The following is a 25,504-nucleotide window of genomic DNA, read 5'->3' as shown; positions in this document are numbered from 1 at the left end:
AGGAGAGTCATGAATTCTCTTAAAGCAGATATGTATAAATTTTACTGGGAAAAAAGAGGAGTGCTTCCTAGTTTGTTGATAGGGTTATTAGTTTTGTTATTCTCCTTGTTTTTTAAGTCATCAAATGAAAATGAGCCGGCATTTCGAGTGTTGATTTCAAACGTGAGTGGTTTTATTCCTTTGCTTTTCATCTCTGCTAATTTATTTTCCTGGGGGGAAGATTATAGTTTCCGTACGATCAATATTCTGCTCACAAAAGAAAAACAACGATGGAAGTTATTTTTATATAAAACTTTGGGAACCTTTTGTTTGTCTTTATTATATGTGTCTATTTTTTATAGTTTAGCAGCTCTTGTTTATTTAGAAGGGGACATGGTGTTGATTGTTTCGACATTTTTACACCAGCTACCATACTATTTTGTTATTATCAGTATCTCCTTATTGATTTTTCAAATATTTGATAAGGTTTATGAATCATGTATGATTTATACGCTCTACATTTTACTATTTGATAATCTATTAGTTTACGTTCTTCCAAACTCTGGTGAGAGTGTGAGAGACTATTTACTAATGACTTTAAATTTGAAAGCATCACCAGATATCAGTCAATTTACCCTTACAAACGCATGCTATCCTATAGTGGCAGGTCTAGCAGTAATCATGCTTACGTTTGTTGTATTCAGTAAAAAAGAATTTAAATAGGAGGACTAATGATGAAAAAAATAGGAATTGTAATTGGGCTGTTGTTATTGTTTGTAGTAGCTGGAATTTTATTAACCTTAAAACGAGGAGAGACAACAATCAGTGTGAAACAATCATGGACCCTCTCTTCTAAAAATATTAAAACGTTAGAGTTTTATGGCTCAAAGCAAGCAATTGATGTTAAAGTTGTCAAGAGTGAATCAGATGAAACAAGTGTTCAAATAGAAGGAAAAGTTTCCGAAGAATCAGCGAATAATATATCTAAAAACGTTAAAATGAGTTCAGATAGTCTATATCTACCATTTTCACAACATGGTTTTAATTTGACTCTGAGTTCAGAAGGAAAAGACAAGTTATATGTAACTATTTCCTTAGGAAAAAATACTACTTTCGAAAAAATATTTATAGATACTCTTGTTGGCGATGTATCTATTACAGTTCCTAAAGATTTTGATGGGATTTATACTTTGCATACAAATAATACCGGAGAAATTTTAAGGGTTCCTACCACAAATCAAACTTCGAATAGCGTCATTGAAGTTGATGGTTATAGTAAGATAAGTGTTGAAAAAGGAGAAAATAATGGTTAGTCACTATAAACAAGCAACTTTGCTGGACTGTGGAATGGCTTGTGTAAAGACAATCATTTCTTATTATTTCCCCAAATTAGAACATTTAGATAGTCTACAATTTGATAATAATAATCACCAAGGACTGTCTTTGTTTGAAATAGAAGATGTATTAAAAAGCTATGGTATTGATGCGGATTCTTATCAAATTGACACTCCTAGTTTATTAAATAACGTATCATTTCCTTATTTGATGGTAGTAGAAAGAGCTGGTTTGCCTCATTATATTGTTGTATTAGATGGAGATAGTAATTCATTAACGGTCTCCGATCCTGCGAATGAAGAAATTGAGAAAATTTCAAGATTAGAACTTTTTAGTCAGAGTGTAGGAGTTGTTTTAATTCCCCAAAAGAGTGAGAGTGTTAATTTAGAAGATAAAAAAGGTGTTGTTACTTTGAGCTATGCAGATAAGTTATATCATAGATTTCTAGCTTCACTTGGTTGGAAGAGGAAGTTTGCAATCTTTTTCTTGGGAATAGCCAAAATTATCTTACCAGTTACTATTGCTTTTTTTCTACAAATAACAATGTCTAATCTGCTTAATATTCAGCTTAGCTTTCAGTTATTTAGTCTCGCTTCAATAATATTAGGTTCATATTTGTATTGGCAGTTTTCTATATTGGAAACAAGATTAAAAGGAAAGATTGAAAATGATTTTTTAAATGATACTCTGTCCTCTTTTTATCAGAACCAATTAAATGATTTTTCTTTAACCAAGAATTATGAGTATGTTAGTAGTTATTTTTGGAATTTGTTGTTATCAGCAACAGGTATTATGCAAAAATTTTACTTAAAGGTACAACTTTTAGTGTTTTGCTTGCTACTATTATTGCTATTAAAATTGAATATCATTATTTTCGCAGTTACAAGCTTATCTATAGTTATTCTTGGTTTATATGTAAATGTTGAGATACGAAAAGTTGTAAAAAATCAGCGAGAATTTATTGCTAAGAGTTCTAACTTTAGTTCTCTTGTAGAAAATACAATTTATGGTTTGCAAGATATTATAAGTTTCCAAAAATCTAGCGACTTTATCAAAGAATTTAATGAAAGACTCAATGAACTGTTGGGAACGAAACTAGATAGTACACATATTACCAATAGATTATTAGCTTCTACTCAGATATTTATCGGTTTAACTGGTTCATTTTTGATTGCTACTATAATTTCTATGAGAGATTATGAACATATAGCAGAGTATGCAAATAGTATTTTGATTCTATTACTTTTATCCAGCATTTTAAGTTCTTTAATTACATCTTGGGTAGCATTGAAAAAAAGTCAATATTCCTTTGAGTTTATTGGAACAGAGGAGGTAGAAGCGAAAAGGGATGTTATTCCTGTTTCAGTAGCTAAAATTAAACAGTTGTCATGTCGGAATTTATGTAAAAAATGGGATGAAAGATTGGTGTTTAATAAATTAAATTTCGAGTTTAATAGTGGTGAATTAGCCGTTATTACAGGCGGTAATGGAACTGGGAAATCATCTCTTTTGAATATTATTCAGGGATTATCTTCTCCAACAGAGGGTGATATTGTACTGAATGGAATGGAAAGTTTTTCTACTTTAGAGGAGACTAATATTTTGGATTATTTAAGCGTGTATTCATCTGAATTTCACGTATTCCCTGGAAGTGTTTCAAAAAATATTCATTTCACCCTATTTAATAAGGAAAACTATGAATCAAATAATCTAGATAGTCTGAATCTCAATGTATCTCTGAGTCATCAGATTGATGGGAAAGCCACCAATATTTCGCAAGGTCAGAAACAAAAAATTCTACTCATGAGGAGTTTATCACAAGAAAAGGACATCTATCTATTCGATGAGCCTACAGGAAATTTGGACAGAAACTCAACTGAATTATTTCTAAATGAGGTTGAGAAATTAGTGAACGAGGAAAAGATTGTTATTGTCGTGACTCATGATAAGGATGTTATTGCTAGAGCAAGCAAAGTTATTAATATGGATGAATTTCATTAAAAGTTAAAAAATGGAGATTGGTGGTTTCTAATCTTCATTTTACCTATAACTAATTTGCAAAATATTTGGAATAACGAGTTTTATAGCAATGTTATCATACTACTGAACTTTAGGAATAAAACCCATCCTAGGAAAAGACTTTGGAGGATTGGCAAGCATCGAGTAGGCCTTGTTTAAAAAAAGTAAGCATAAAAATCCCTGTCATTAACAAATGGCAGGGATTTTGATTAAAAGAATGTCAGGATGCGAAGGTAGTCCACTGTCAGCGCGAGCTCTGCAATGAAGAAGGGTAAGAGAGTAGCGCTATCAAGTAAGACAGCTAGCAAGAAACGATAAAATGGATCAAGGTTACTGGTTTTACTTGGCTTGCTAATCACAAAGAGATTTCCAAGGGCAAAGATGGCCATGCTGAGAAGAGTGAGGATGCCAGCAAATCGTAAGCCACCAAAGAGTGCAAAGAAACTTGCTAGAGCCGTTAGGACAAGTGGTATAGCAAAGAGTCGGCTGTAATGATCGCAAGCTTCTTGGAATGTGAAGTCGCTCTCCTGGTCCAGCACACGTCGGACAGTAAAGCCTCCCAAAATGATAGAAAAGTAAAATAGAGCGCTAGCGACCAAGATAGAAAGTCCAGCAAAGAGATCTAAAGGAGGGAGCTGGTTAGGTAAACTATTGGCAATAGAGGCCATATAGCCGTAGTAAAGGTGCTTGATATGATAGATACTAAAGAAAAGGTTAATCGAGGATAGCAAAGTGAGCAGGGCAAAGACACTGTAACGATGCTTTTGGTCCGTAGTCTTGCTGGCAGTTGGTTCTTGGATAGCATCCAGCAGCCAAGTCCAAAACAGTGCGATTTCTTCTTTGAATCTGGCTGTTTTACGAGGGTCAATATCTGGGATATAGGGGCTTTCTAAAGCCTTGCTGAGGATACTTTTCTCTTTTGCAGGGGTTTCTTGCTTGTGTTCCTCTTCAGCTTTCCCTTCTCCCTCTTCCTCGGTTTGGGTTTCCTCAATCATTTCGGGAGCTTCCTCCTCATGCGTTTCCATCTCTTTAGGTGAGACAGGTGTTCCTTCGCTTACTTGTGGTTCAGCTTCCACAGTTTCCGAAGTCTCTGGCTCGTCGGGTTGGATTTCTGATTTCGTCTGAGGTGATTTTTTCTCAAGATCGGCACTTTCAAACCATTCTTGTGTCATGGTGGAACCTCCTTTTTTATGGTCGTTTTCTATCTTTAGACTAGCAGATGAAAGCGTTTTTGTCAATGATTTCTAGGTGGAGCAGAGTATTCTTCTTCCTTAGGTAGGTAGATATCCTGATTGGCTTTTATAATGAGCAGGTCCTTGACATCTGCTTTGTCTGTCTTGTAGGGGTTGGTAAGTTCATTTTCTCTTTGTCGAGGGTGTTCTCTTTGTGCATTATGATAAATACCACCATGCTGGGAAGAAATGTCTAAATTGATACGATCGAATTCTGCCTTAGAAAGAAAGAGTCTTAAGTCGTTATGAGAGTCTAGCTCAACCTTACCATGAACCTGGATATTTTCAGCATAGATATGCTCCCCCTCCGTTTTGATCTGGCTATCTGTAAATTCGGTATCAAAGATATTGATGATATGAGGAGTCGTTAGTGTACTATTCTTGATAGAGCTTTCTGTTATTCTTAAGAGATAGCCTTTTGTTTTGATTGTCGCATTTTCAAGATTGGCTTGACGAATATTGGTTTGTCCACGATTGGCTGAGACGGTGATAGCTTGCAGCCTTCTTCCTTTGGGGAGGGAGAGAATGACTTCGTCAAAACGGTTAGAATAACTGCTGGCAATACGAAGTAAGCCTTCGATTCCTGAACCGAGAAAACGATGTTGGGAGGCTTGTTTGTCAGTGACGCTCAGTGTTTTGTCACTCATGCCAGTAGTCAGATCGTGACGACCAGACACGGAAGGATGATAGGTGATATGGATCTTGTCATCTACAGACTCTGTGATGGTTAGGCTATGTTCCTCAAGGGTCAAATCAAGTTTTTCCACTTCATTTCCAAAGGTCACTTCTTCGATACGATTGTCATAGACGGGGTCTTTTGACATGGCAAGCAAACTTTGAATACCATTGGACTGGGCGCCTACAATGATCATGATAAAACCAAGGATTGTAGAAACCACACCAAAGATGAGAAATCCTTTTGTCAATTTACGCATGTCTGTCACCTCTCTTTCCTTTTTTAAGAATCCATTGTACCAAGCGGACGACCAGGAGGCCAAAGAAACGAGCTACATAGGAGATGCCCAGTAGAACAAGAGAAGAAGCACCGATAGAAAGCAAACCGGCCCCAAAAATCAAGATAAAGGCAGATTTGGCTTCGACTAGGACGCTAAAGCTCTCTACGATAAAGAGTCCGCCCAGTAGGATACCTGTCACAGAGACGGTAAAGAAGGCTAAAATGACGGAGGCGGCTGCGATAAAAAGCCCGATAATGGTTAAGATAATTGCAATTCCAACAGGAATTCCGATAGGGGCTGCTAGTAAGGCAAGTAGGGCAATGTGTATCAGTTGACGGTCATTCTTTTGAGCAGGTGCCTCATTAACTTTTTTATCGAGGAGGTTAGAGAGGACATCATGAGCCGATTCTTTTGGTGTTCCTAGACTGGCAATGAGCTCTTCTTCGCCCTCAGAGCCAGCATCGTCAAATAGTTCCTTAAAGTAGTCCATAGCTTCGATGCGGTCAGCTTCAGGTAGTTTATGGAGATAGGTTTCTAACTGAGTCAGATAGTCAGTTCTTGTCATGGCGGATACTCCCTTCTATGATGCCGTTGACGGTGTCGGTATAGAGCGTCCACTCTTCCTTTAGGGTAACGAGCTGCTCTACGCCCCGATTGGTCAAGGAGTAGTATTTGCGCATACGCCCCTGAAACTCTCTAGAGTAGGTGGTCAGAAAGCCACTGGCTTCCAATTTTTTGAGAATGGGATAGAGCGTAGATTCTTTGATATTGGCGATGAGTTTAATGGTTTGACTAATCTCATAACCATAAGAATCCCCCTGCTCCAGTACAGCCAAGATGAGAAACTCAATCAAGGCAGAGGATGTTGGGAAGTACATGGGAAACCTCCTTTATATTATATAAAAATTTTATATATACTCTTTTCAAATATATTGTATCTCAAGTTGAAAGCCCTGTCAAGAAATATGTGTAAAAATTTTATATATAAAAAACTCCTAGTAAAAACTAGAAGTTTAGAGGATGTTGTCAGACTTTATCTAAATTTTATCGTAGATTTCTTATACTTAATTTTCTTATCCAAAAGTTTCAATAAAGGAGTCACGTATTCAGGATTTGGAAACTTAGGACCGAAAATCACTTCGCCGATTTGAATTGAATTTTTTCGTTCTACATAAAGTTTACCTACTCCAGAGGTTTTGTCAATTTTGATTTCCTTATTACTTGGGTCTAGATTAGCATAGCGTAAGATACGTAGTTCATTTTCATATTTATAATCGACAGATTTAAATAAGTAGCGAATTTCTTCGATACAGTCAGAAATCGCTTTTTGATAGTTCTCCTCTGTGACTTTTGAACCGATATCTAGTTTTTCTTTTAAACTATTCAACAATTTTTCTAATTCTTCTATTTCCGATTCCTCAAATAGTTCAGTTCGCTCTAGTTTTAAATTTTCCTCTATATGCTTAACATAGGCCATTCGGTAGAGATAATCACTATTCCCTTTTGAATCACTATCTTTTTCTACAGAATTAGTTTCAGTTCCTTCATCATTAACGGTATCGACTGATTTTTCACTTTCACTCCGAAAGATAGATTTTTCAAAACCACTATTTAATTCAGATTTCAGTAAATACATCTTATCAGAGAATTCTAAAAAGTTTTTTTCTTGACGCCAAGAAACATCATTGAAGGAAGTAAATCTAGAAAAATCTTTTTCTCGAAGTACCAGACAAACACCTTTGGCATCATCACCATACTGGGACCACATGGCCAAATCATCCGTTTTGTTTGTAAAGCTCATTAAGAACCATGAGCTTGGTTCCAAAACATCTCGTCTATCTAAGCCCAATATCTGTTCTATTACGATTCCTTCTTCAGGATCATTCATATAATTAGCATTATACAAACGAGTTTTCCCAGATACCGAAAAAGTACTTTTCTTCTTTTCATTCTCCTCTTGATCTAACATAATTTGGAGAGTGCTTCCCTTGGTGTAATGGCCGAATTTAAGTACCTGATTTTTATCTTCGTCTTTTAGTCCCAATTGATACTTAATTTTTTGGACAAGTTGATAAATTGATAGCAAGTTCCTTAGTTCACTCGAGTCTTCTTTATAACGCTTTACCCATGTTTGTAAAATAGCATATTTAGTATTCTTTAAAAGATCTTCTCTTAGGATAAAGTTGAATAGCATGTACTCCTCGCTGTCACAAACATTTTCATTACTAAAAAATAGATCATCAAAATTTTGTATCATAAATTTGGAAAATTTATCATAGAGTTTTTTAATTATTTTTTTTGGTTTGACGACGTTCACTCAACTCTGTTTGATGATTAAATAAGATTGCTAAGAACATACCATATATAAAAGCAATTTCTTCGGATTTTGGAAATTTTTTATGCAATTTTTCTAATTTCTCAACAGTAGCCTCCCGCTCATTCAACTCAGTTTGCTTGGTTGATAAATTAACCAAAAACATAGCATACCGCAAAGCTATATCAGGCGATTCAGGGAATTGTTGCTGTAATTTCTCTAATTTTTCGACAGTAGTCTCTAGTTCCTTCAACTCAATTTGCTTGGTTGATAAATTGAACAAAAACATAGCATACTGCAAAGCTATATCAGGCGAATCCTGGAATTGTTGCTGTAATTTTTCTAATTTCTCAACAGTAGCCTCCCGCTCATTCAACTCAGTTTGCTTGGTTGATAAATTAACCAAAAACATAGCATACCGCAAAGCTATATCAGGCGATTCAGGGAATTGTTGCTGTAATTTCTCTAATTTTTCGACAGTAGTCTCTAGTTCCTTCAACTCAATTTGCTTGGTTGATAAATTGAACAAAAACATAGCATACTGCAAAGCTATATCAGGCGAATCCTGGAATTGTTGCTGTAATTTCTCTAATCTTTCGACAGTAGTCTCTAGTTCCTTCAACTCAGTTTGCTTGGTTGATAAATTGAACAAAAACATAGCATACTGCAAAGCTATATCAGGCGAATCCTGGAATTGTTGCTGTAATTTCTCTAATCTTTCGACAGTAGTCTCTAGTTCCTTCAACTCAGTTTGCTTGGTTGATAAATTGAACAAAAACATAGCATACTGCAAAGCTATATCAGGCGAATCCTGGAATTGTTGCTGTAATTTCTCTAATCTTTCGACAGTAGTCTCTAGTTCCTTCAACTCAGTTTGCTTGGTTGATAAATTGAACAAAATTCTAGCATACTGCAAAGCTATATCAGGCGAATCCTGGAATTGTTGCTGTAATTTCTCTAATCTTTCGACAGTAGTCTCTAGTTCCTTCAACTCAGTTTGCTTGGTTGATAAATTGAACAAAATTCTAGCATAGAGCAACGCAATGTCTTCTGATTCAGGGTATTGTTCATAAATTATTCTTGCTTTTTCTGCTAGAGCTTCATAGGCAGTCTTATCTGTCTCCTTGGCTGATAAGCCAAGGAGCTTATCTAACTCTGCTAAACTTTGGACCAAATTGTATTTCTGTTCATCCATTCTATGTACCTCGTTTGAAATAGTAGCTGTCTTATAAACTAATTTATTTTTTGCATGACAATTAGTTTCTATACATCTTATTATATCAAAAATGCCATCTTTCTGCTAACAGATGGATGGTGCTTTTTGTTGCTAGAAACGCCTAAAAAGCCAGACTCTGTCTGGCTTTGCATTGTTTATATCTGAGAAGTATTTTAGAAAAATTAAAGAATCTTATCCGCCCGATCTACCATAAAGAGTGAGACGGTCATGATGATATCGATGACTAGAAGGGCAAGGACAGCTGGGATCCAAGATTGGAAAAGTTCAAAACTGTAACCAAACAAGGTAGGACCAAAAGCTGCTAAGATGTAGCCCCCTGTTTGCGCTAGTCCTGATAGCTGAGCCGTCTTTTCAGGCGAACTGGTTTTAAGAGAGAAGCAAACCATGAGGTAGGGGAAGAGGGCGCTGCAGGCCGTTCCAATCAAGAGGTGGACGACTAACCAGTAGAGGAAACTGCTACTTGGATACAAGAGCATGGCAATTCCTGTCATCCCAGCGATAGAGATAATTGTTAGCATGATTCGACGGTGGCCGTCTGACAGATGAGTCGTCAGACTTGGAACAGTCATTGAAAAAGGAATGCTGATCAGTGAGAAGATAGAAGCTAGAAGAGCCGCATCACTATTAGAAAGACCAGCACTAATAGCAATCGTTGGCAGCCAGGTCATGCTCGTATAAAAGAGCAAGGACTGAAGACCACCAAAGATAATGATAGCCCATACATCTTTACTTTTTAGAATGTTTTCTTTGACTTGCTTTTCTTTTTGGCCTTCTAGGTAGTGGTTGTGATGATGATTTGGCAACCAGACTAGCAGAGTGACCAGACAGAGAAAGCTGAGAACGAGGATGAGGTCTTTCCAAGAACTAGCTTGGGTGATAGGGACGGATAGATAAGAAGCGATGGCAGTTGAAACCCCCATGGCAGTGACATAGAGCGTTGTTAGGAGACTGATCTTTTGAGGCTGATTTGCCTGGATCATACTTGGGAGGAGTACATTGAAAATGGCGATGCTCGCTCCCACAATTAGGGTCCCTAGATAGAGAAGGGGAAGATTGAAAATCCGAATGATAGAGCCAACGGTTAAGAGGAGAAGACAGTAAGTGAAGAGATGTTCCAATCCGATCTTTTGTGCCAAGCGACTCGCAAAAGCCGAGAAAAGAGCAAACATCAAGAGAGGGAGACTGGTTAAAATCCCAAGAGAGCTAACCTCCACTCCTAGTCCCTGAGCAATATCTCCTAAAATAGTTGGAAGAGCAGTGAAAGGAGAGCGTAAAACAGTCCCGATTAAGACAATTCCTAGGATAAAAAAGAGTGATTGTTTTTTCATAAAAACCTCGATAGGATGATTTTAATAACAGCTTATTTTAAGTTTTTTTCCTTATAATGTCAAGTAATGACAGCTAAGAAAGTTCGATTGATTTAAGCGAGAATAGAGTGAAAGGAGATACATTTCTTTACTAGAATTTTCCTTGATTTGATATAAAAATAGGAAAGTGAGAAAATTTGTGATAAAATAGTGGAAGGAAATCTATACATTGGAGAAAAACTGTGCCTGAAAAGCAAAAAATCAGCGTCTTGATGTCGGTCTATGTAAAGGAAAATCCGACGTTTTTAAGAGATGCTATCAAAAGTGTTCAAAACCAGACCTTGAAACCGAGTGAACTTGTTCTTGTTGAGGACGGCCCGCTCACACCAGAACTCTATCAGGTGCTAGATGAGGTGGAAGCTCAGTCAGACATTCCAGTTAAACGGTGCCCCTTAGAACAAAACCAAGGTTTAGGCTTGGCTCTTCGATCCGGTGTTTTACAGTGCCAGTATGACATTATTGCCCGCATGGATACGGATGATTTAGCCGTTCCGGATCGTTTTGAGAAACAGCTTCAGCTAATGGAGAAAGAAGATCTCGACCTCTTAGGTGGGCATATCGCAGAGTTCATTGACAATCCAGATGAGATTGTGTCTTATCGTCGTGTTCCAACTCAGCATGCAGACATTGTGGCTTATCAGAGAATGAGAAGCGCCTTTAACCATATGACAGTCATGTTCAAAAAGGACATGGCCCTCAAGGCGGGCAACTATGAAGATGGCCTTTACATGGAGGATGACCTCCTTTGGCTCAATATGATTGCTGCAGGTGCCAAGACTGGGAACCTAGATCAAATCTTGTGTCAGGTTCGTGTTGGTGCAGGGATGTTTGAGCGTCGAGGTGGCTTGCGTTACCTTAAACTCTATCGTCAAGCTCGCCAACGGATGCTTGAGCGAGGGCAAATTTCTTACATGGATTATGCTAAAAGTGTAGCCATTCAGGCAATTGTTGCACTTTGTCCAGGCTTTGTACGTCAGTTTATCTTCGTCAAACTTTTAAGAAAGAGAAAGTAAGCCCCGATAGACTGAATGATTCAGGTTATCATAACAACAGTATCATCTGACTCTTTTAAGGGGGAGTAAATTCCTATGAATAAAAAACTAACAGATTATGTGATTGATCTGGTTGAAATTTTAAATAAACAGCAAAAACAAGTGTTTTGGGGGATATTCGATATTCTGAGTATGGTGGTTTCCATCATCGTATCTTATATCTTGTTTTATGGCCTTATAAATCCTGCGCCTGTGGATTATGTAATCTACACTCTTTTAGCCTTCCTCCTCTATCAAATCATGATTGCATTTTGGGGGCTAAATGCTAGTATCAGTCGTTATAGCAAGATTACGGATTTCATGAAAATCTTTTTCGGAGTGATGCTCAGCAGTGTTCTTTCTTATGGGATCTGCTATGCCTTTCTTCCATTGTTTTCTATCCGTTTCATCGTACTCTTCATTTTGTTGAGTACCTTCCTCATCTTGCTTCCTCGTATCACTTGGCAGTTGATTTATTCTAAGCGAAAGCAAGGTAGTGGAGATGGTGAGCATCGTCGTACCTTCTTGATCGGTGCTGGTGATGGTGGTGCCCTCTTTATGAACAGCTACCAACACCCAACTAGCGACCTTGAGCTAGTGGGGATTTTGGATAATGATGAAAAGAAAAAGGGACAAAAACTAGGTGGAATCCCAGTTTTGGGCTCTTATGATAATCTGCCTGAATTAGCTAAACGTCACCAGATCGAGCGTGTTATCGTAGCGATTCCTTCGCTTGACCCATCAGAGTACGAACGCATCTTGCAGATGTGTAATAAGCTAGGCGTCAAATGTTACAAGATGCCTAAGGTTGAGACAGTCGTTCAAGGGCTCCATCAACCAGGTAGTGGTTTCCAAAAAATTGATATCACAGACCTTTTGGGGCGTCAGGAGATTCGTCTCGACGAATCGCGTCTGGGTACTGAGATTACAGGCAAGACCATCCTGGTGACAGGAGCTGGTGGTTCGATTGGTTCAGAGATTTGTCGTCAGGTTAGTCGCTTTAATCCAGAGCGTATTGTCTTGCTTGGACATGGTGAAAACTCAATCTATCTCGTTTATCATGAATTGATCCGTACATTCCAAGGGATTGATTATGTTCCTGTTATTGCAGATATTCAGGACTATGACCGTCTCTTGCAGGTGTTTGAGCAGTACAAACCAGCCATTGTTTACCATGCTGCAGCCCACAAACACGTTCCGATGATGGAACGCAATCCAAAAGAAGCCTTCAAGAACAATATCCTCGGAACCTACAATGTTGCCAAGGCTGTTGATGAAGCCAAAGTACCTAAGATGGTCATGATTTCGACTGACAAGGCGGTCAATCCACCAAATGTTATGGGTGCGACTAAGCGCGTGGCAGAGTTGATTGTCACTGGCTTTAACAAACGTAGCAAATCAACCTACTGTGCAGTCCGTTTTGGAAATGTTCTGGGCAGTCGTGGTAGCGTGATTCCTGTCTTTGAACGTCAGATTGCTGAAGGTGGTCCTGTAACGGTGACAGACTTCCGTATGACACGTTACTTCATGACCATTCCAGAGGCTAGCCGTCTAGTAATCCATGCTGGCGCTTATGCCAAGGACGGAGAAGTCTTTATCCTCGATATGGGCAAACCAGTCAAGATCTATGACTTGGCTAAGAAAATGGTTCTTCTAAGCGGGCACACAGAAAGTGAAATTCCAATCGTTGAGGTTGGTATCCGCCCAGGTGAAAAACTCTATGAAGAACTCTTGGTTTCGACCGAATTGGTTGATAATCAAGTCATGGACAAGATTTTCGTTGGTAAGGTAAACGTCATGCCTCTAGAAGCCATCGATCAAAAGATTGAAGAGTTCCGTTCACTCAGCGGAGATGAGCTTAAAGAAGCGATTATTTCCTTTGCAAATGAAACAACTCATGCTGAGTAAGAGTGTCCAACTACCTTCATAATGAAACAACTATCGCCAGTTTTCTGAGAGAATCAGAAAGCTGGTTTTTATAAATAGAGAGTAGAGAACATCGGATATTTCGAAGGTTTAATAAGCGCAACTATTCAAAGGACGATGTTATGTGATCTATCAGGAGAGTGATTTCAGACAATCTAAAAACTACCTCTTTTTTAAGCTGGTAACATAACTTTGCGAAATAAGTATTAAAATCAAAAGGAGATTTTTTGTATGCTGAGTGCTATTAGGAGTTTTTTCAAAGGCTATGCAAATTTTTCTGGTCGTTCCACACGTCCAGAATTTTGGTGGGTTTGGCTGCTAAATATGGTGATTTTCTTACCCGCCTACTACTCACTTTTTACTGGAGTAGAATCTGATAAAGCCATCAGGAATATTGCGGTCTTCAGTATGTGTATTATTTTGTTTATAGTAGAGTTTGTTCCTCTACTAGCACTGACTGTACGCCGTTTACGGGATGTGGGTATCCATTGGGCCTATATCTTTATTGTATTTGTCCCTTTGGGTGCATTAACACTGCTTGTTATGCTCGCTATGCCAAGTCAACGATTTGTAGAAAAAGTGATAGAGAATAGTGAAAAAGATAAAGAGAATACGGAAGACTCTCAGTTTGAAGAAATGGTACGAAAATATTAAGATATTTCTACTCTATTTTAAAGTGGCTGAGTCGCGCTTCACAGCAAATAATCGCTTCAGGACTTGTACTTCTTTTTAGCGGCTATTCTCATGTTGCCTTCTATCGCCGTGACTGTTCGTCGCTTACGGGATGCTGGTTTCCACTGGGCCTTTATCTTCATTGCTTTGGTTCCTATCGTTGGACCGATTGCGCTTATTGTCATGCTTGCTTGGCCAAGTAAGAAGGATGAAGATGCAGATACTGAAGAACAGGATCAAATTACCGCTTAAGCATAGAGTTGATTCCTTCTGATAGTAACAACATATAAAAAATACTCCTCAACCTAGTTCACTAGTGTTAGGAGTATTTTTGTATGGTTAGAGCTGGCTAATGATATCATCAATGGTACGGGCAATCCAGTCAGGCTGATAGCTGAGTAAATCAGCCTCTTCTCCAAATCCCCAAGTAACAGCAAACTTTTTAATGCCAGTTTCTTGAGCTCCGATCATATCAAACTTGGTATCCCCAATGATGAGGACTTGGTCTGCAGGGAGTTGATGCGTTTGCAAGGCGTAACGGATGACATCCGCCTTGTGTGGTGTTTTAGGACTAGAACCATAAATGCCATCAAAGAAATGATGGATTCCCAGATTTTTAGTCATATCATGAGCAGTAGGAGTATTCTTTGTTGTAGTGATGTAGAGAGGGTAGTTTTGCGAAAGCTCTTGAAGCAATTCCGTTATTCGGGGGAAGAGTTGGGCTTCGTGGATTCCTTTTTCCTTGTAGTAAGAGCGGTATATCTGCACAGCCTCTGGGATTTGTTTCTTGGGGAGGCATGTTGCAAAACTACTTTCAAGTGGTGGCCCCATGAAACCACGAATGGTTTTGGCATCAGGACTCGGAACTCCTAGTTGTTCAAAGGTATAGGTAAAGGCATTGTGGATCCCGATGGAACTGTCAACCAGGGTTCCGTCTAGATCAAAAAAGATTGCTGAGATAGAGGGCATAGTTTCTCCTAATAGATATAGATAAGCTTATTTTCCGAAGATTTCTTTTTGTAGGCGGCGACCAGTAGGTGTAGCGGCGAGTCCACCCTCAGCTGTTTCACGAAAGGCAGTTGGAAGACTAGATCCGACTTGGTACATGGCATCGATGACTTCGTCAACAGGGATCTTAGACTCGATACCTGCCAAGGCCATGTCTGCTGCGATAAAGGCAAAGCTGGCTCCCATGGCATTGCGCTTAACACAGGGAACTTCAACCAAACCAGCGACGGGGTCGCAGATGAGACCTAGCATATTTTTAATGACAAAGGCAATGGCTTGGCTAGCCTGATAGGGGCTTCCACCTGCAGCCAAGGTTAAGGCTGCGGCACTCATGGCAGAGGCAGAGCCAACTTCGGCCTGACAGCCGCCTTCAGCGCCTGAGATAGAGGCATTGTTTGCGATGACTAGTCCAAAGGCACCCGCAGCAAAGAGGAAATCTAGCTGTTCTTCGTGGCTAAGGTCTAATTTTTGGATAGCAGCAGTGAGAACGGCTGGCAGACAGCCGGCACTTCCTGCGGTGGGAGTAGCGCAGACCAAGCCCATCTTCGCATTGTGTTCATTGACCGCGATGGCATTACGGGCTGCTGATAGGATGGTAAAATCTGACAAGGCCTTGCCACTTTTGAGATGGCGGTCTAGTTTGGCCGCGTCTCCGCCCGTTAGGCCGCTACGGGATTTATTTTCACTGAGGCCGAGCTCGACAGAGGCTTTCATGACTTCTAGATTGCGTTCCATGAGAAGGAGAACTTCTGGCCGTTCCCGACCAGTTAGTTGATATTCGGTTGCAATCATGAGTTCTGCAACATTCCCTTGGAAGTCTAGATCCGCCTGCTCGACCAATTCTTTGATAGAATAAAACATGCTTCCTCCTACTTAAAGAAATTGACATTATGGAGATGAGGGATTTTTCGGATTTCTTCAATCGCCTCTTCGCAACTTCGACTATCGACTTCGATAATCATAATGGCTTTTTCTCCAGCTTTTTCTCGAGTCACATTCATCTGAGCGATGTTGATATCGAAACGAGAGAGGGCTTCAGTAACATGGGCAATCATACCTGGAACATCTTGATGCACGATGATAATGGTTGGTGTGTTCATGTTGAGAGAGACAGCAAAGCCGTTAAGCTCCGTAACTTGGATATTTCCTCCACCGATGGAAATTCCTGTCACACTGATGGATTTGTGTTCATTCTTCACAGTAATTTTAGTGGTATTAGGATGAGGAGCGTTGCTGTCTTTCTGAATGGTCCAGACAATCTTGATGCCACGTTTATGGGCAATCTCTAGGCTATTTGGAATGTCGGGATCGTCCGTATCCATACCTAAAATACCAGCGACGAGAGCAAGGTCAGTTCCATGACCACGGTAGGTTTTGGCAAATGAATTAAATAATTGGAATTCGACTTCTGTCGGCGTATCATCAAAGATGGAAGAGACGATTTTCCCGATGCGAACAGCTCCAGCAGTATGGCTACTTGATGGGCCAATCATAACTGGTCCGATAATGTCAAAGACAGATTGAAAACGAAGTGAGTGCATCTGTTTCCCCTTACAAAGATTCTTATATCTATTATATCAAAGAATGGACCTCTGCGCTTATTTCCCTTATCAAAAGCTTAAAATGATTAAAGATAGTATAAAATAAGGTCTTTTGTGACAAAAACCTACTTAAAACGGTAAATATAAAACATTTTTGTAATATTTCTACATAAAACCGTTAAACAACGGTAACATTTAAAAGGTATCATAGATATATCCAATGGAAGGAGAATTTTTAGATATGTCATTAACAACTAAAAAAATTAAAACAACTATCGCAGGAGTAGCAGCTTTGCTTGCTTTCTTTGCTCCATCACTTGCATCTGCCCAAGAAACTGTAACTTACACAGTTAAATCAGGTGATACTCTTTCAGAAATCGCTGAGAAGTACAACACAACTGTTGAAAAATTGGCAGCAAAAAACAATATCAAAGATATTCACCTTATCTATGTTGACCAAGTTTTGGTTATCGAAGGAACAGCTTCTACTGTAGCTCCAGCAGCAACAACGGAAGAAACAGCTCCAGTAGCTACAGAAACAGTTGAAGAAGCTCCAGCAGCAACAACAACTTATGAAGCGCCAGCTGCACCTGCTCCTGCAGCTCCAGCAGCAGAAAGCAACACTGCATCAGCTTCTACTGTAAGTGGTTCTGAAGCAGAAGCCAAAGAATGGATCGCTCAAAAAGAATCAGGTGGTAGTTACACAGCTACAAACGGACGTTACATCGGACGTTACCAATTGACAGATTCATACTTGAACGGTGACTACTCAGCTGAAAACCAAGAACGTGTAGCAGCTGCCTACGTTGCAGGACGTTACGGTTCATGGACAGCTGCCAAGAACTTCTGGCTTAATAACGGTTGGTATTAAGAATACAAGAGCCCTTTAGGGCTCTTTTTTTGTTTCTCTAGAACAAAAAGCGTAACGATCTTCTCAGCAATGCTCTATTTGTATAATTCCAACGAAATTCTTCAAATTGTTTTAAAACTCAAATGGTATAAATAAGCTTATTATGTGTAAAAATATATCATATAATAAGCTTTTTCTTAATTCCAATGAAATAAAATACAGTTTTTTCTTGACAAACAAGGATGATAGGAGTATTATTTATACAATAATAAAGTATAAAAATAAAAGGAGGCTCTTCTATGAATAAAGTGAAGAAGGTGTTGATGACGATGTTTGGTTTGCTTATGTTTCCCTTATTATTTGCTTGTAGTAACACTCAATCCCAAGGTGTTGAAGCCATTAAGGCTAAAGGAAAATTGGTGGTAGCCCTAAATCCAGAGTTTGCTCCATTTGAATACCAGAAATTGGTTGATGGGAAAAATCAGATTGTAGGTTCAGATGTTGAGCTAGCCAAAGCCATCGCAAAGGAACTAGGTGTAGAAGTGGAGTTCTCTCCAATGAGTTTTGACAATGTACTGGCTAGTCTTGATTCAGGCAAGGCCGATCTTGCCATATCAGGTGTTTCTAAAACGGAGGAGAGAAGTCAAGTTTACGATTTTTCAATTCCCTACTACACTTCGAAAAATAAGGTTATCGTAAGAAAATCTGAATTAACGAATTACCAATCAGTCAAGGATTTGGCTCAGAAAAAGGTTGGAGCGCAGAAAGGTTCTATCCAGGAAACTCTGGCTAAAGAAACCTTGCAGGATTCTTCTCTCGTTTCACTTCCTAAAAATGGAGATTTGATAACAGATTTAAAATCAAGGCAACTGGATGCGGTTATCTTTGAGGAACCAGTGGCGAAAGGATTTGTAGAGAATAATTCAGACCTAGCCATCGCTGAGTTTGATTTTGACAATGACAAAGAAGATTCCTACGCTGTTGTGATGAAAAAAGACAGTAAAGAATTAAAAGAGGCGGTTGACAAAACCATCCAGAAGTTGAAAGATTCTGGGGAGTTGGACAAATTGATTGACGATGCTTTTAAAGCCTCTATCGAAAAATAGAAAGAAGGAAGAGAAATGAGTAAGGAAAAAGTTATTTTAGCCTATTCAGGTGGATTGGATACATCGGTTGCTATTACATGGTTAAAAAAAGACTATGATGTGATCGCTGTTTGTATGGATGTGGGTGAAGGAAAAGATTTGGAGTTCATCCACGATAAAGCTCTCAAGGTTGGGGCTATTGAGTCTTATGTCATTGATGTTAAGGAAGAATTTGCTAATGACTATGTTTTAGTGGCCCTTCAGGCTCATGCCTATTATGAACAAAAGTATCCCTTGGTATCTGCTCTGAGTCGCCCTCTTATTTCAAAAAAACTTGTTGAAATAGCTCATCAGACGGGGGCAACCACAATTGCCCATGGTTGTACAGGTAAGGGAAACGACCAAGTTCGGTTTGAAGTCTCTATTGCAGCTTTGGAGCCCAATTTAAAGGTAGTTGCGCCTGTTCGTGAGTGGAAATGGTCTCGTGAAGAAGAAATCCAATATGCCAAAGAAAACGGCGTCCCAGTTCCTGCTGACCTTGACAATCCTTACTCTGTCGATCAAAATCTTTGGGGACGTGCAAATGAATGTGGTGTCTTGGAAAATCCTTGGAACCAAGCACCAGAAGAAGCATTTGGAATCACATCTTCTCCAGAAGAGGCGCCAGACAGTCCAGAATTTATTGACATTGAGTTTAGCTGCGGGGTGCCTATCTCCCTCAATGGAGAGAAGATGAAAGTGGCGGATTTGATTCAAAAACTAAATGAAATTGCGGGCAAACACGGTGTCGGTCGTATTGACCATGTGGAAAATCGCCTAGTCGGTATTAAGTCAAGAGAGATTTATGAGTGCCCAGGTGCTGTGACTTTATTGGTAGCTCATAAGGAGATTGAGGACTTGACTCTTGTGAGAGAAGTGGCTCATTTTAAACCTATTATCGAAAATGAGTTGTCCAATCTCATCTATAATGCCTTGTGGTTTAGCTCAGCAACTCAGGCTTTGATTGCCTATATCAAGGAGACACAGAAAGTTGTCAATGGAACTGCAAAAGTTAAACTCTATAAGGGGAATGCCCAGGTAGTGGCTCGGAAATCTCCAAATTCTCTTTATGATGAAAATTTGGCGACTTATACTAGTGCGGATACTTTTGACCAAGATGCGGCTGTTGGATTTATCAAGCTTTGGGGGCTTCCGACTAAGATTTATTCAGAAGTTCAAAAAAATGTTGAGTAGTGACGCGATAGAAAGGGACGACAGGATATGTCGAAAAATACAAAATTATGGGGTGGTCGATTTGAAGGCACTGTGGAAGATTGGGTAGAACAGTTCGGTGCGAGTATTTCCTTTGACCACCAGCTGGCAAAATTTGATTTGATGGGCTCCCTAGCTCATGTTCAAATGCTAGGACAGACTGGCATTTTGAGCTTGGAAGAGGCAGAGCAGATCCAAGATGGTCTGCAAGTTTTGTTGCGAGATTTAGAGGCAGGAGAGCTTCATTTTGATATTGCAAATGAAGATATTCATATGAATATGGAAGTGTTGCTGACAGAGAAAATCGGTCCTCTGGCTGGGAAACTACACACGGCCCGTTCTCGGAATGACCAAGTTGCAACGGATATGCACTTATATCTAAAGGAGCAGCTTGGCCATGTCTTGGATAAGTTGGCGAATCTGAATAGTGTTTTGCTGGATTTGGCTGAAAAACATGTGGAAACCATCATGCCAGGCTATACCCATTTGCAGCACGCCCAACCGATTAGTTTTGCCCACCATCTCATGGCTTATTACAATATGTTCCAAAGGGACAGCGAGCGTTTTGCATTTAACCTGAAACATACGGACCTATCTCCCCTGGGTGCGGCTGCCTTAGCGGGGACAACTTTTCCAATCAATCGTCAATTATCGAGTGATTTATTGGGCTTCCAACAACCCTATACCAATTCCTTGGACGCAGTGAGTGACCGTGATTTTATCTTGGAATTTCTATCAAATGCCAGCATTTTGATGATGCATATGAGCCGTTTTTGTGAAGAAATCATCAATTGGTGCAGTTTTGAGTATCAGTACATTAGCTTGTCTGATAGCTTTTCAACGGGTTCGTCTATCATGCCCCAGAAGAAAAATCCTGATATGGCGGAATTGATTCGAGGGAAGACAGGACGGGTTTACGGGCACTTGCTTGAACTATTGACCGTCATGAAGTCTTTGCCTCTGGCCTATAATAAGGATTTGCAAGAGGACAAGGAAGGCATGTTTGATACAGTAGAAACGATTTTGAATTCTCTGGATGTGCTGGCAGGTATGCTATCGAGCATGCAGGTTAATCAGGCCAAAATGCAGCAATCCACAGAGAATGATTTTTCGAATGCGACCGAACTGGCAGATTATTTGGCTGAAAAAGGCCTTCCTTTTAGGGAAGCGCATGAAATAGTAGGAAAATTGGTTCTAAACTCTATCAAGCATGGTAAAAACATCCAAGATTGGGATTTGGAGGAGTTGCAAGCCTACCATCCCTTAATTGAAGAGGATATTTATATCTACTTGCGCCCAGAAACCGCTGTTCAGAGACGGAATTGCTTAGGAGGAACCGGCTTTGAGCAAGTGAAATACCAGATAGAACAAGCGAAGAAAGAACTTAAAGGGGAAAATTGATTCGTTTGTAAAGCAAGAAAGAGAGGTTGAGATGATTTATCAGCCTCTTTCTTGTCTTCTCCAACCAAGCGTGTTATAATGAATACTGCTCAAGCGACCTTCAATCGTTAAGCACACACGACCTTCAATCGTGAATTAGTCATTTCGTTTATCTTTTATTACGTCGTTAACTCGAAATGAGATGCAAGCTGAGCTTGTCTGATTTATAACCTCAATCAATCTCCCAGACTGATTGAGCGAACTCAAGTTATACCTGCGACTCGTTGCCTATCATATTTTCATTTTAAGATGATAGGCTAAAATGGTCTCCCAGACCATTTTACTCCTAAAAGCAAACGAAAAGACTATACTCAAAGAAATTCTATTGAAAGTCATAGTAAATAGAATGTTGAGGGGTATAAATAAACGAATAGATGGGAGACTTACCATGAGTGATAACTCTAAAACACGTGTTGTCGTGGGGATGAGTGGTGGTGTTGATTCGTCGGTGACGGCTCTCTTGCTCAAGGAGCAGGGCTACGATGTGATCGGTATCTTCATGAAGAACTGGGATGACACAGATGAAAACGGCGTCTGTACGGCGACCGAAGATTACAAGGATGTGGCTGCGGTGGCAGATCAGATCGGCATTCCTTACTACTCTGTCAATTTTGAAAAAGAGTACTGGGACCGCGTCTTTGAGTATTTTCTAGCGGAATACCGTGCAGGGCGCACGCCAAATCCAGACGTTATGTGTAACAAGGAAATCAAGTTCAAGGCCTTTTTGGACTATGCTATGACCTTAGGCGCAGACTATGTAGCGACTGGGCACTATGCTCGAGTGGCGCGTGATGAGGATGGCATCGTTCACATGCATCGTGGCGTGGACAATGGCAAGGACCAGACCTATTTCCTCAGTCAACTTTCGCAAGAACAACTCCAAAAAACCATGTTCCCCTTGGGATATTTGGAAAAGCCTGAAGTTCGCAGACTCGCAGAAGAAGCAGGACTTGCGACTGCCAAGAAGAAAGATTCGACAGGGATTTGCTTTATCGGAGAAAAGAACTTTAAAAACTTTCTCAGTAACTACCTGCCAGCTCAGCCTGGTCGCATGATGACTGTGGACGGTCGCGATATGGGCGAGCATGCAGGTCTCATGTATTATACAATCGGTCAGCGAGGCGGTCTCGGTATCGGTGGGCAACACGGCGGTGACAATGCCCCTTGGTTCGTTGTCGGAAAAGACCTGAGCAAGAATATTCTCTATGTTGGCCAAGGATTCTACCATGACTCACTCATGTCAACTAGCCTAGAAGCCAGTCAAGTCCACTTTACTCGTGACATGCCAGAGGAATTTACGCTAGAATGTACAGCTAAATTCCGCTATCGTCAGCCTGATTCTAAGGTGACAGTACATGTCAAAGGAGACAAGGCAGAGGTCATCTTTGCGGAACCACAACGCGCGATCACACCAGGACAGGCAGTTGTCTTTTACGATGGCGAAGAGTGTCTCGGTGGTGGTTTGATTGATAATGCTTATCGAGATGGACAGGTTTGTCAGTACATTTAGATTGACAAATTTTCTCAATTTGCTACAATAATAAAAGCAATAGAAATGATGGTCAAAGCTCATGGATGTTGCAGGCTTTTTTGTCCTGCACTCCTTACGAGTTTTGACTGTTTTTGTGTCGTTTAAGGGAAAGGATAAAAATGACTCAACAAGACTTTCGGACAAAAGTGGAAAATACAGTTTTTGGTGTTCGGGCGACAGCCTTGATTCTCCAAAATGGCAAGCTCCTAGTTACCAAAGACAAGGGCAAGTATTACACTATCGGTGGTGCGATTCAAGTCAATGAAAGAACGGAAGACGCGGTAGTCCGTGAAGTGAGGGAAGAACTGGGTGTCAAAGCTGAGGCTGGGCGACTAGCCTTTGTAGTTGAGAATCGTTTTGAACAAGACGGTGTTTCCTATCACAACATCGAGTTTCATTATCTGGTGAACTTGCTTGAATATGCTCCATTGACCATGCAGGAAGACGAAAAAACGCAACCTTGTGAGTGGATTGACTTGGATCAGCTCCAGAATATCCAGCTAGTTCCAGCCTTTTTAAAAACAGCTCTACCAGACTGGGACGGCCAACTAAGACACATCCATCTTGAGGAATAGGAGAGAAAATGACTTATAATTTTACGGAAGAATACGATATTATTGTAATCGGTGCGGGGCACGCTGGGGTAGAAGCATCTCTAGCAGCCAGCCGTATGGGCTGCAAGGTATTGCTTGCGACCATCAACATTGAAATGCTGGCTTTCATGCCTTGTAACCCTTCTATCGGAGGTTCTGCCAAGGGGATTGTCGTGCGTGAAGTGGATGCACTTGGTGGCGAGATGGCCAAAACCATTGACAAGACCTACATCCAGATGAAGATGCTCAACACTGGGAAGGGTCCAGCTGTCCGTGCCCTTCGTGCGCAGGCTGACAAGGAACTTTACTCTAAGGAGATGCGCAAGACCGTTGAAAATCAAGAGAATCTGACCCTTCGTCAAACCATGATTGATGAGATTTTGGTGGAAGATGGCAAGGTTGTCGGTGTTCGTACAGCGACCCATCAAGAGTATGCTGCCAAGGCTGTTATCGTGACGACAGGGACTGCCCTCCGTGGGGAAATCATCATCGGAGACCTCAAGTATTCGTCAGGTCCTAACCACAGTCTGGCTTCGATTAACCTTGCTGACAATCTCAAGGAACTGGGACTCGAAATTGGTCGTTTCAAGACAGGAACCCCTCCACGTGTCAAGGCTTCCTCTATCGATTACGATGTGACAGAGATTCAGCCAGGAGATGAAGCGCCAAATCACTTCTCCTACACTTCACGTGATGAGGACTATGTCAAGGACCAGGTGCCATGTTGGTTGACCTATACCAATGGTACCAGTCATGAAATTATCCAAAATAACCTCCATCGTGCGCCTATGTTTACAGGTGTAGTTAAGGGTGTGGGACCTCGTTACTGTCCGTCGATTGAGGACAAGATTGTGCGCTTTGCGGATAAGGAACGTCACCAACTCTTCCTTGAGCCAGAAGGACGCAATACAGAGGAAGTCTATGTGCAGGGTCTCTCAACCAGTCTGCCTGAGGATGTGCAGCGCGAGCTAGTTCATTCCATCAAAGGTTTGGAAAATGCAGAGATGATGCGAACTGGTTATGCCATTGAGTACGACATGGTCTTGCCTCACCAGTTGCGTGCAACACTTGAAACCAAGAAAATATCAGGACTTTTCACTGCTGGTCAGACAAATGGAACGTCAGGTTACGAAGAAGCTGCTGGTCAAGGGATTATCGCTGGTATCAATGCGGCTCTGAAAATCCAAGGCAAGCCTGAATTGATTTTGAAGCGCAGTGACGGCTATATCGGGGTGATGATTGACGATTTGGTGACCAAAGGAACCATTGAACCCTACCGTCTCTTGACCAGTCGTGCTGAATACCGTCTCATACTCCGTCATGACAATGCCGATATGCGTTTGACAGAGATGGGTCGTGAGATTGGTCTTGTCGATGATGAACGCTGGGCTCGTTTTGAAATCAAGAAAAATCAATTTGACAATGAGATGAAGCACCTAGACAGTATCAAACTCAAGCCAGTCAAAGAAACCAATGCCAAGGTTGAGGAGATGGGCTTCAAGCCGTTGACAGATGCAGTGACAGCCAAGGAATTCCTTCGCCGTCCAGAAGTTTCTTACCAGGATGTGGAGGCTTTCATCGGACCTGCAGCTGAAGAGTTAGATGACAAGATTATCGAATTGATTGAAACAGAAATCAAGTACGAAGGCTATATTTCCAAAGCCATGGATCAGGTTGCCAAGATGAAACGCATGGAAGAAAAACGCATTCCAGCTAATATTGACTGGGATGATATTGACTCCATTGCAACAGAAGCCCGTCAGAAGTTCAAACTTATCAATCCAGAAACGATCGGCCAAGCCAGCCGTATTTCGGGAGTTAACCCAGCAGATATTTCTATTTTGATGGTCTATTTGGAAGGTAAAAATCGTAGTATTTCTAAAACTCTTCAAAAATCAAAATGATACGTCGTCGGCTTCTTACAAATGAGTTCAAAGCTTGGCTTTGATTCATCTACAACCTCCCATAGTTCCCCGAACTATGGGAGTTAACTTGAGTTATGCTTTCGCCTAGCCTTCTAGTCTGATTTCGATTTTTATTGAGTTTCAATCTCAAAAGAAAGCATAGAAAAAACAGCTCCGAAGTGTACTGACCCCAAAAAGTTAGACAAATAATTATTGAAAGGATTTAGTTCTGT

The 25,504-nt window shown here is 40.4% G+C and carries 24 protein-coding genes; 14 read left to right on the top strand and 10 right to left on the bottom strand.

The window, feature by feature from the left end:
* The first annotated feature begins 9 nt into the window (after positions 1-9).
* From Q4A91_RS02595 to Q4A91_RS02585, 3 genes are read left to right on the top strand one after another with little or no spacing between them, the layout of a single operon-like run.
* On the top strand, positions 10-702 hold the full coding sequence (locus Q4A91_RS02595; protein ID WP_303204466.1) for an ABC transporter permease: 693 nt from the start codon (positions 10-12) through the stop codon (positions 700-702).
* A gap of 8 nt (positions 703-710) precedes the next feature.
* Complete coding sequence (locus tag Q4A91_RS02590) at positions 711-1,292, top strand: hypothetical protein (protein ID WP_303204465.1); 582 nt, start codon at positions 711-713, stop codon at positions 1,290-1,292.
* The gene (locus tag Q4A91_RS02585; RefSeq protein WP_303204464.1) at positions 1,285-3,315 is read left to right on the top strand and encodes an ATP-binding cassette domain-containing protein; all 2,031 of its coding nucleotides are present in this window, start codon (positions 1,285-1,287) and stop codon (positions 3,313-3,315) included. The genes Q4A91_RS02590 and Q4A91_RS02585 overlap by 8 nt, the downstream gene beginning before the upstream one ends.
* A gap of 227 nt (positions 3,316-3,542) precedes the next feature.
* Here the strand turns inward: Q4A91_RS02585 and Q4A91_RS02580 are convergent, their stop codons facing one another.
* The 7 genes from Q4A91_RS02580 to Q4A91_RS02555 all read right to left on the bottom strand — a co-directional run bounded on the left by Q4A91_RS02580 (position 3,543) and on the right by Q4A91_RS02555 (position 10,400).
* A complete protein-coding gene (locus tag Q4A91_RS02580; protein ID WP_303204463.1) occupies positions 3,543-4,505 on the bottom strand; it encodes a DUF6574 domain-containing protein in 963 nt (320 codons plus the stop codon).
* A 62-nt stretch (positions 4,506-4,567) separates the two neighbouring features.
* Positions 4,568-5,500: a DUF4097 family beta strand repeat-containing protein gene (locus Q4A91_RS02575; RefSeq protein WP_303204462.1), complete on the bottom strand. Its 933-nt coding sequence runs from the start codon at positions 5,498-5,500 to the stop codon at positions 4,568-4,570.
* Positions 5,493-6,086 carry a DUF1700 domain-containing protein gene (locus tag Q4A91_RS02570; protein ID WP_303204461.1) on the bottom strand — a complete coding sequence of 198 codons (594 nt, stop codon included), beginning with the start codon at positions 6,084-6,086 and terminating at the stop codon, positions 5,493-5,495. The genes Q4A91_RS02575 and Q4A91_RS02570 overlap by 8 nt, the downstream gene beginning before the upstream one ends.
* Positions 6,073-6,399, bottom strand: a complete 327-nt coding sequence (locus Q4A91_RS02565; protein WP_000273860.1) for a PadR family transcriptional regulator — start codon at positions 6,397-6,399, stop codon at positions 6,073-6,075. Before Q4A91_RS02565 ends, Q4A91_RS02570 begins: the two co-directional genes overlap by 14 nt.
* A gap of 155 nt (positions 6,400-6,554) precedes the next feature.
* Positions 6,555-7,838 carry a DUF2971 domain-containing protein gene (locus tag Q4A91_RS09335; protein WP_368389531.1) on the bottom strand — a complete coding sequence of 428 codons (1,284 nt, stop codon included), beginning with the start codon at positions 7,836-7,838 and terminating at the stop codon, positions 6,555-6,557.
* A complete protein-coding gene (locus tag Q4A91_RS09330; protein ID WP_368389530.1) occupies positions 7,807-9,030 on the bottom strand; it encodes a hypothetical protein in 1,224 nt (407 codons plus the stop codon). The genes Q4A91_RS09335 and Q4A91_RS09330 overlap by 32 nt, the downstream gene beginning before the upstream one ends.
* Before the next feature lie 203 nt (positions 9,031-9,233).
* Complete coding sequence (locus Q4A91_RS02555; RefSeq protein ID WP_303204460.1) at positions 9,234-10,400, bottom strand: MFS transporter; 1,167 nt, start codon at positions 10,398-10,400, stop codon at positions 9,234-9,236.
* Between the two features lie 221 nt (positions 10,401-10,621).
* On the opposite strand from Q4A91_RS02555, the gene Q4A91_RS02550 reads away from it, so the two are divergent.
* The 4 genes from Q4A91_RS02550 to Q4A91_RS02535 all read left to right on the top strand — a co-directional run bounded on the left by Q4A91_RS02550 (position 10,622) and on the right by Q4A91_RS02535 (position 14,320).
* Complete coding sequence (locus Q4A91_RS02550; protein WP_303204459.1) at positions 10,622-11,452, top strand: glycosyltransferase; 831 nt, start codon at positions 10,622-10,624, stop codon at positions 11,450-11,452.
* A 75-nt stretch (positions 11,453-11,527) separates the two neighbouring features.
* Positions 11,528-13,378, top strand: coding sequence for a nucleoside-diphosphate sugar epimerase/dehydratase (locus tag Q4A91_RS02545; RefSeq protein WP_303204458.1), 1,851 nt, complete (start codon positions 11,528-11,530; stop codon positions 13,376-13,378).
* Between the two features lie 249 nt (positions 13,379-13,627).
* A complete protein-coding gene (locus tag Q4A91_RS02540) occupies positions 13,628-14,050 on the top strand; it encodes a DUF805 domain-containing protein (protein ID WP_303204457.1) in 423 nt (140 codons plus the stop codon).
* 90 nt (positions 14,051-14,140) lie between these two features.
* Positions 14,141-14,320, top strand: coding sequence for a DUF805 domain-containing protein (locus tag Q4A91_RS02535; RefSeq protein WP_303204456.1), 180 nt, complete (start codon positions 14,141-14,143; stop codon positions 14,318-14,320).
* An 87-nt stretch (positions 14,321-14,407) separates the two neighbouring features.
* Here the strand turns inward: Q4A91_RS02535 and Q4A91_RS02530 are convergent, their stop codons facing one another.
* From Q4A91_RS02530 to sdaAB, 3 genes are read right to left on the bottom strand one after another with little or no spacing between them, the layout of a single operon-like run.
* Complete coding sequence (locus Q4A91_RS02530; RefSeq protein ID WP_303204455.1) at positions 14,408-15,037, bottom strand: HAD-IA family hydrolase; 630 nt, start codon at positions 15,035-15,037, stop codon at positions 14,408-14,410.
* Between the two features lie 27 nt (positions 15,038-15,064).
* On the bottom strand, positions 15,065-15,937 hold the full coding sequence (gene sdaAA, locus Q4A91_RS02525; protein ID WP_042767623.1) for an L-serine ammonia-lyase, iron-sulfur-dependent, subunit alpha: 873 nt from the start codon (positions 15,935-15,937) through the stop codon (positions 15,065-15,067).
* A gap of 8 nt (positions 15,938-15,945) precedes the next feature.
* Positions 15,946-16,617: an L-serine ammonia-lyase, iron-sulfur-dependent subunit beta gene (gene sdaAB / locus Q4A91_RS02520; RefSeq protein WP_000555868.1), complete on the bottom strand. Its 672-nt coding sequence runs from the start codon at positions 16,615-16,617 to the stop codon at positions 15,946-15,948.
* A 241-nt stretch (positions 16,618-16,858) separates the two neighbouring features.
* Here sdaAB and Q4A91_RS02515 point away from each other — a divergent pair, with 241 nt between their 5' ends.
* The 7 genes from Q4A91_RS02515 to mnmG all read left to right on the top strand — a co-directional run bounded on the left by Q4A91_RS02515 (position 16,859) and on the right by mnmG (position 25,271).
* Positions 16,859-17,488, top strand: coding sequence for a LysM peptidoglycan-binding domain-containing protein (locus Q4A91_RS02515; RefSeq protein WP_303204454.1), 630 nt, complete (start codon positions 16,859-16,861; stop codon positions 17,486-17,488).
* A gap of 278 nt (positions 17,489-17,766) precedes the next feature.
* Positions 17,767-18,573, top strand: coding sequence for an ABC transporter substrate-binding protein (locus Q4A91_RS02510; RefSeq protein ID WP_303204453.1), 807 nt, complete (start codon positions 17,767-17,769; stop codon positions 18,571-18,573).
* 15 nt (positions 18,574-18,588) lie between these two features.
* Entirely contained in the window at positions 18,589-19,785 is a 1,197-nt protein-coding gene (locus tag Q4A91_RS02505; RefSeq protein ID WP_303204452.1) for an argininosuccinate synthase, read from the top strand.
* A 27-nt stretch (positions 19,786-19,812) separates the two neighbouring features.
* Complete coding sequence (argH, locus tag Q4A91_RS02500) at positions 19,813-21,204, top strand: argininosuccinate lyase (RefSeq protein ID WP_303204451.1); 1,392 nt, start codon at positions 19,813-19,815, stop codon at positions 21,202-21,204.
* Positions 21,205-21,631: 427 nt separating this feature from the next.
* Positions 21,632-22,753 (top strand): tRNA 2-thiouridine(34) synthase MnmA, encoded by a 1,122-nt coding sequence (mnmA, locus tag Q4A91_RS02495; RefSeq protein WP_303204450.1) that lies wholly within the window; start codon positions 21,632-21,634, stop codon positions 22,751-22,753.
* 140 nt (positions 22,754-22,893) lie between these two features.
* Positions 22,894-23,349: an NUDIX hydrolase gene (locus Q4A91_RS02490; RefSeq protein ID WP_303204449.1), complete on the top strand. Its 456-nt coding sequence runs from the start codon at positions 22,894-22,896 to the stop codon at positions 23,347-23,349.
* Between the two features lie 8 nt (positions 23,350-23,357).
* Positions 23,358-25,271 (top strand): tRNA uridine-5-carboxymethylaminomethyl(34) synthesis enzyme MnmG, encoded by a 1,914-nt coding sequence (mnmG, locus tag Q4A91_RS02485; RefSeq protein ID WP_303204448.1) that lies wholly within the window; start codon positions 23,358-23,360, stop codon positions 25,269-25,271.
* Positions 25,272-25,504: the final 233 nt, after the last annotated feature.

It is taken from the genome of Streptococcus sp. (genome assembly GCF_030528045.1).
GTDB lineage: Bacteria > Bacillota > Bacilli > Lactobacillales > Streptococcaceae > Streptococcus.
The sequence above is the reverse complement of the archived record's forward strand: the minus strand, read 5'-3'. Positions and strand labels throughout refer to the sequence as shown.

Bases quoted from the DNA above. Each gene is read 5' to 3' on its own strand.
- Q4A91_RS02595 (WP_303204466.1), top strand. From the start codon at position 10: ATGAATTCTCTTAAAGCAGATATGTATAAATTTTACTGGGAAAAAAGA.
- Q4A91_RS02590 (WP_303204465.1), top strand. From the start codon at position 711: ATGATGAAAAAAATAGGAATTGTAATTGGGCTGTTGTTATTGTTTGTA.
- Q4A91_RS02585 (WP_303204464.1), top strand. From the start codon at position 1,285: ATGGTTAGTCACTATAAACAAGCAACTTTGCTGGACTGTGGAATGGCT.
- Q4A91_RS02580 (WP_303204463.1), bottom strand. From the start codon at position 4,505: ATGACACAAGAATGGTTTGAAAGTGCCGATCTTGAGAAAAAATCACCT.
- Q4A91_RS02575 (WP_303204462.1), bottom strand. From the start codon at position 5,500: ATGCGTAAATTGACAAAAGGATTTCTCATCTTTGGTGTGGTTTCTACA.
- Q4A91_RS02570 (WP_303204461.1), bottom strand. From the start codon at position 6,086: ATGACAAGAACTGACTATCTGACTCAGTTAGAAACCTATCTCCATAAA.
- Q4A91_RS02565 (WP_000273860.1), bottom strand. From the start codon at position 6,399: ATGTACTTCCCAACATCCTCTGCCTTGATTGAGTTTCTCATCTTGGCT.
- Q4A91_RS09330 (WP_368389530.1), bottom strand. From the start codon at position 9,030: ATGGATGAACAGAAATACAATTTGGTCCAAAGTTTAGCAGAGTTAGAT.
- Q4A91_RS02555 (WP_303204460.1), bottom strand. From the start codon at position 10,400: ATGAAAAAACAATCACTCTTTTTTATCCTAGGAATTGTCTTAATCGGG.
- Q4A91_RS02545 (WP_303204458.1), top strand. From the start codon at position 11,528: ATGAATAAAAAACTAACAGATTATGTGATTGATCTGGTTGAAATTTTA.
- Q4A91_RS02540 (WP_303204457.1), top strand. From the start codon at position 13,628: ATGCTGAGTGCTATTAGGAGTTTTTTCAAAGGCTATGCAAATTTTTCT.
- Q4A91_RS02535 (WP_303204456.1), top strand. From the start codon at position 14,141: ATGTTGCCTTCTATCGCCGTGACTGTTCGTCGCTTACGGGATGCTGGT.
- Q4A91_RS02530 (WP_303204455.1), bottom strand. From the start codon at position 15,037: ATGCCCTCTATCTCAGCAATCTTTTTTGATCTAGACGGAACCCTGGTT.
- sdaAA (WP_042767623.1), bottom strand. From the start codon at position 15,937: ATGTTTTATTCTATCAAAGAATTGGTCGAGCAGGCGGATCTAGACTTC.
- sdaAB (WP_000555868.1), bottom strand. From the start codon at position 16,617: ATGCACTCACTTCGTTTTCAATCTGTCTTTGACATTATCGGACCAGTT.
- Q4A91_RS02515 (WP_303204454.1), top strand. From the start codon at position 16,859: ATGTCATTAACAACTAAAAAAATTAAAACAACTATCGCAGGAGTAGCA.
- Q4A91_RS02510 (WP_303204453.1), top strand. From the start codon at position 17,767: ATGAATAAAGTGAAGAAGGTGTTGATGACGATGTTTGGTTTGCTTATG.
- Q4A91_RS02505 (WP_303204452.1), top strand. From the start codon at position 18,589: ATGAGTAAGGAAAAAGTTATTTTAGCCTATTCAGGTGGATTGGATACA.
- argH (WP_303204451.1), top strand. From the start codon at position 19,813: ATGTCGAAAAATACAAAATTATGGGGTGGTCGATTTGAAGGCACTGTG.
- mnmA (WP_303204450.1), top strand. From the start codon at position 21,632: ATGAGTGATAACTCTAAAACACGTGTTGTCGTGGGGATGAGTGGTGGT.
- Q4A91_RS02490 (WP_303204449.1), top strand. From the start codon at position 22,894: ATGACTCAACAAGACTTTCGGACAAAAGTGGAAAATACAGTTTTTGGT.
- mnmG (WP_303204448.1), top strand. From the start codon at position 23,358: ATGACTTATAATTTTACGGAAGAATACGATATTATTGTAATCGGTGCG.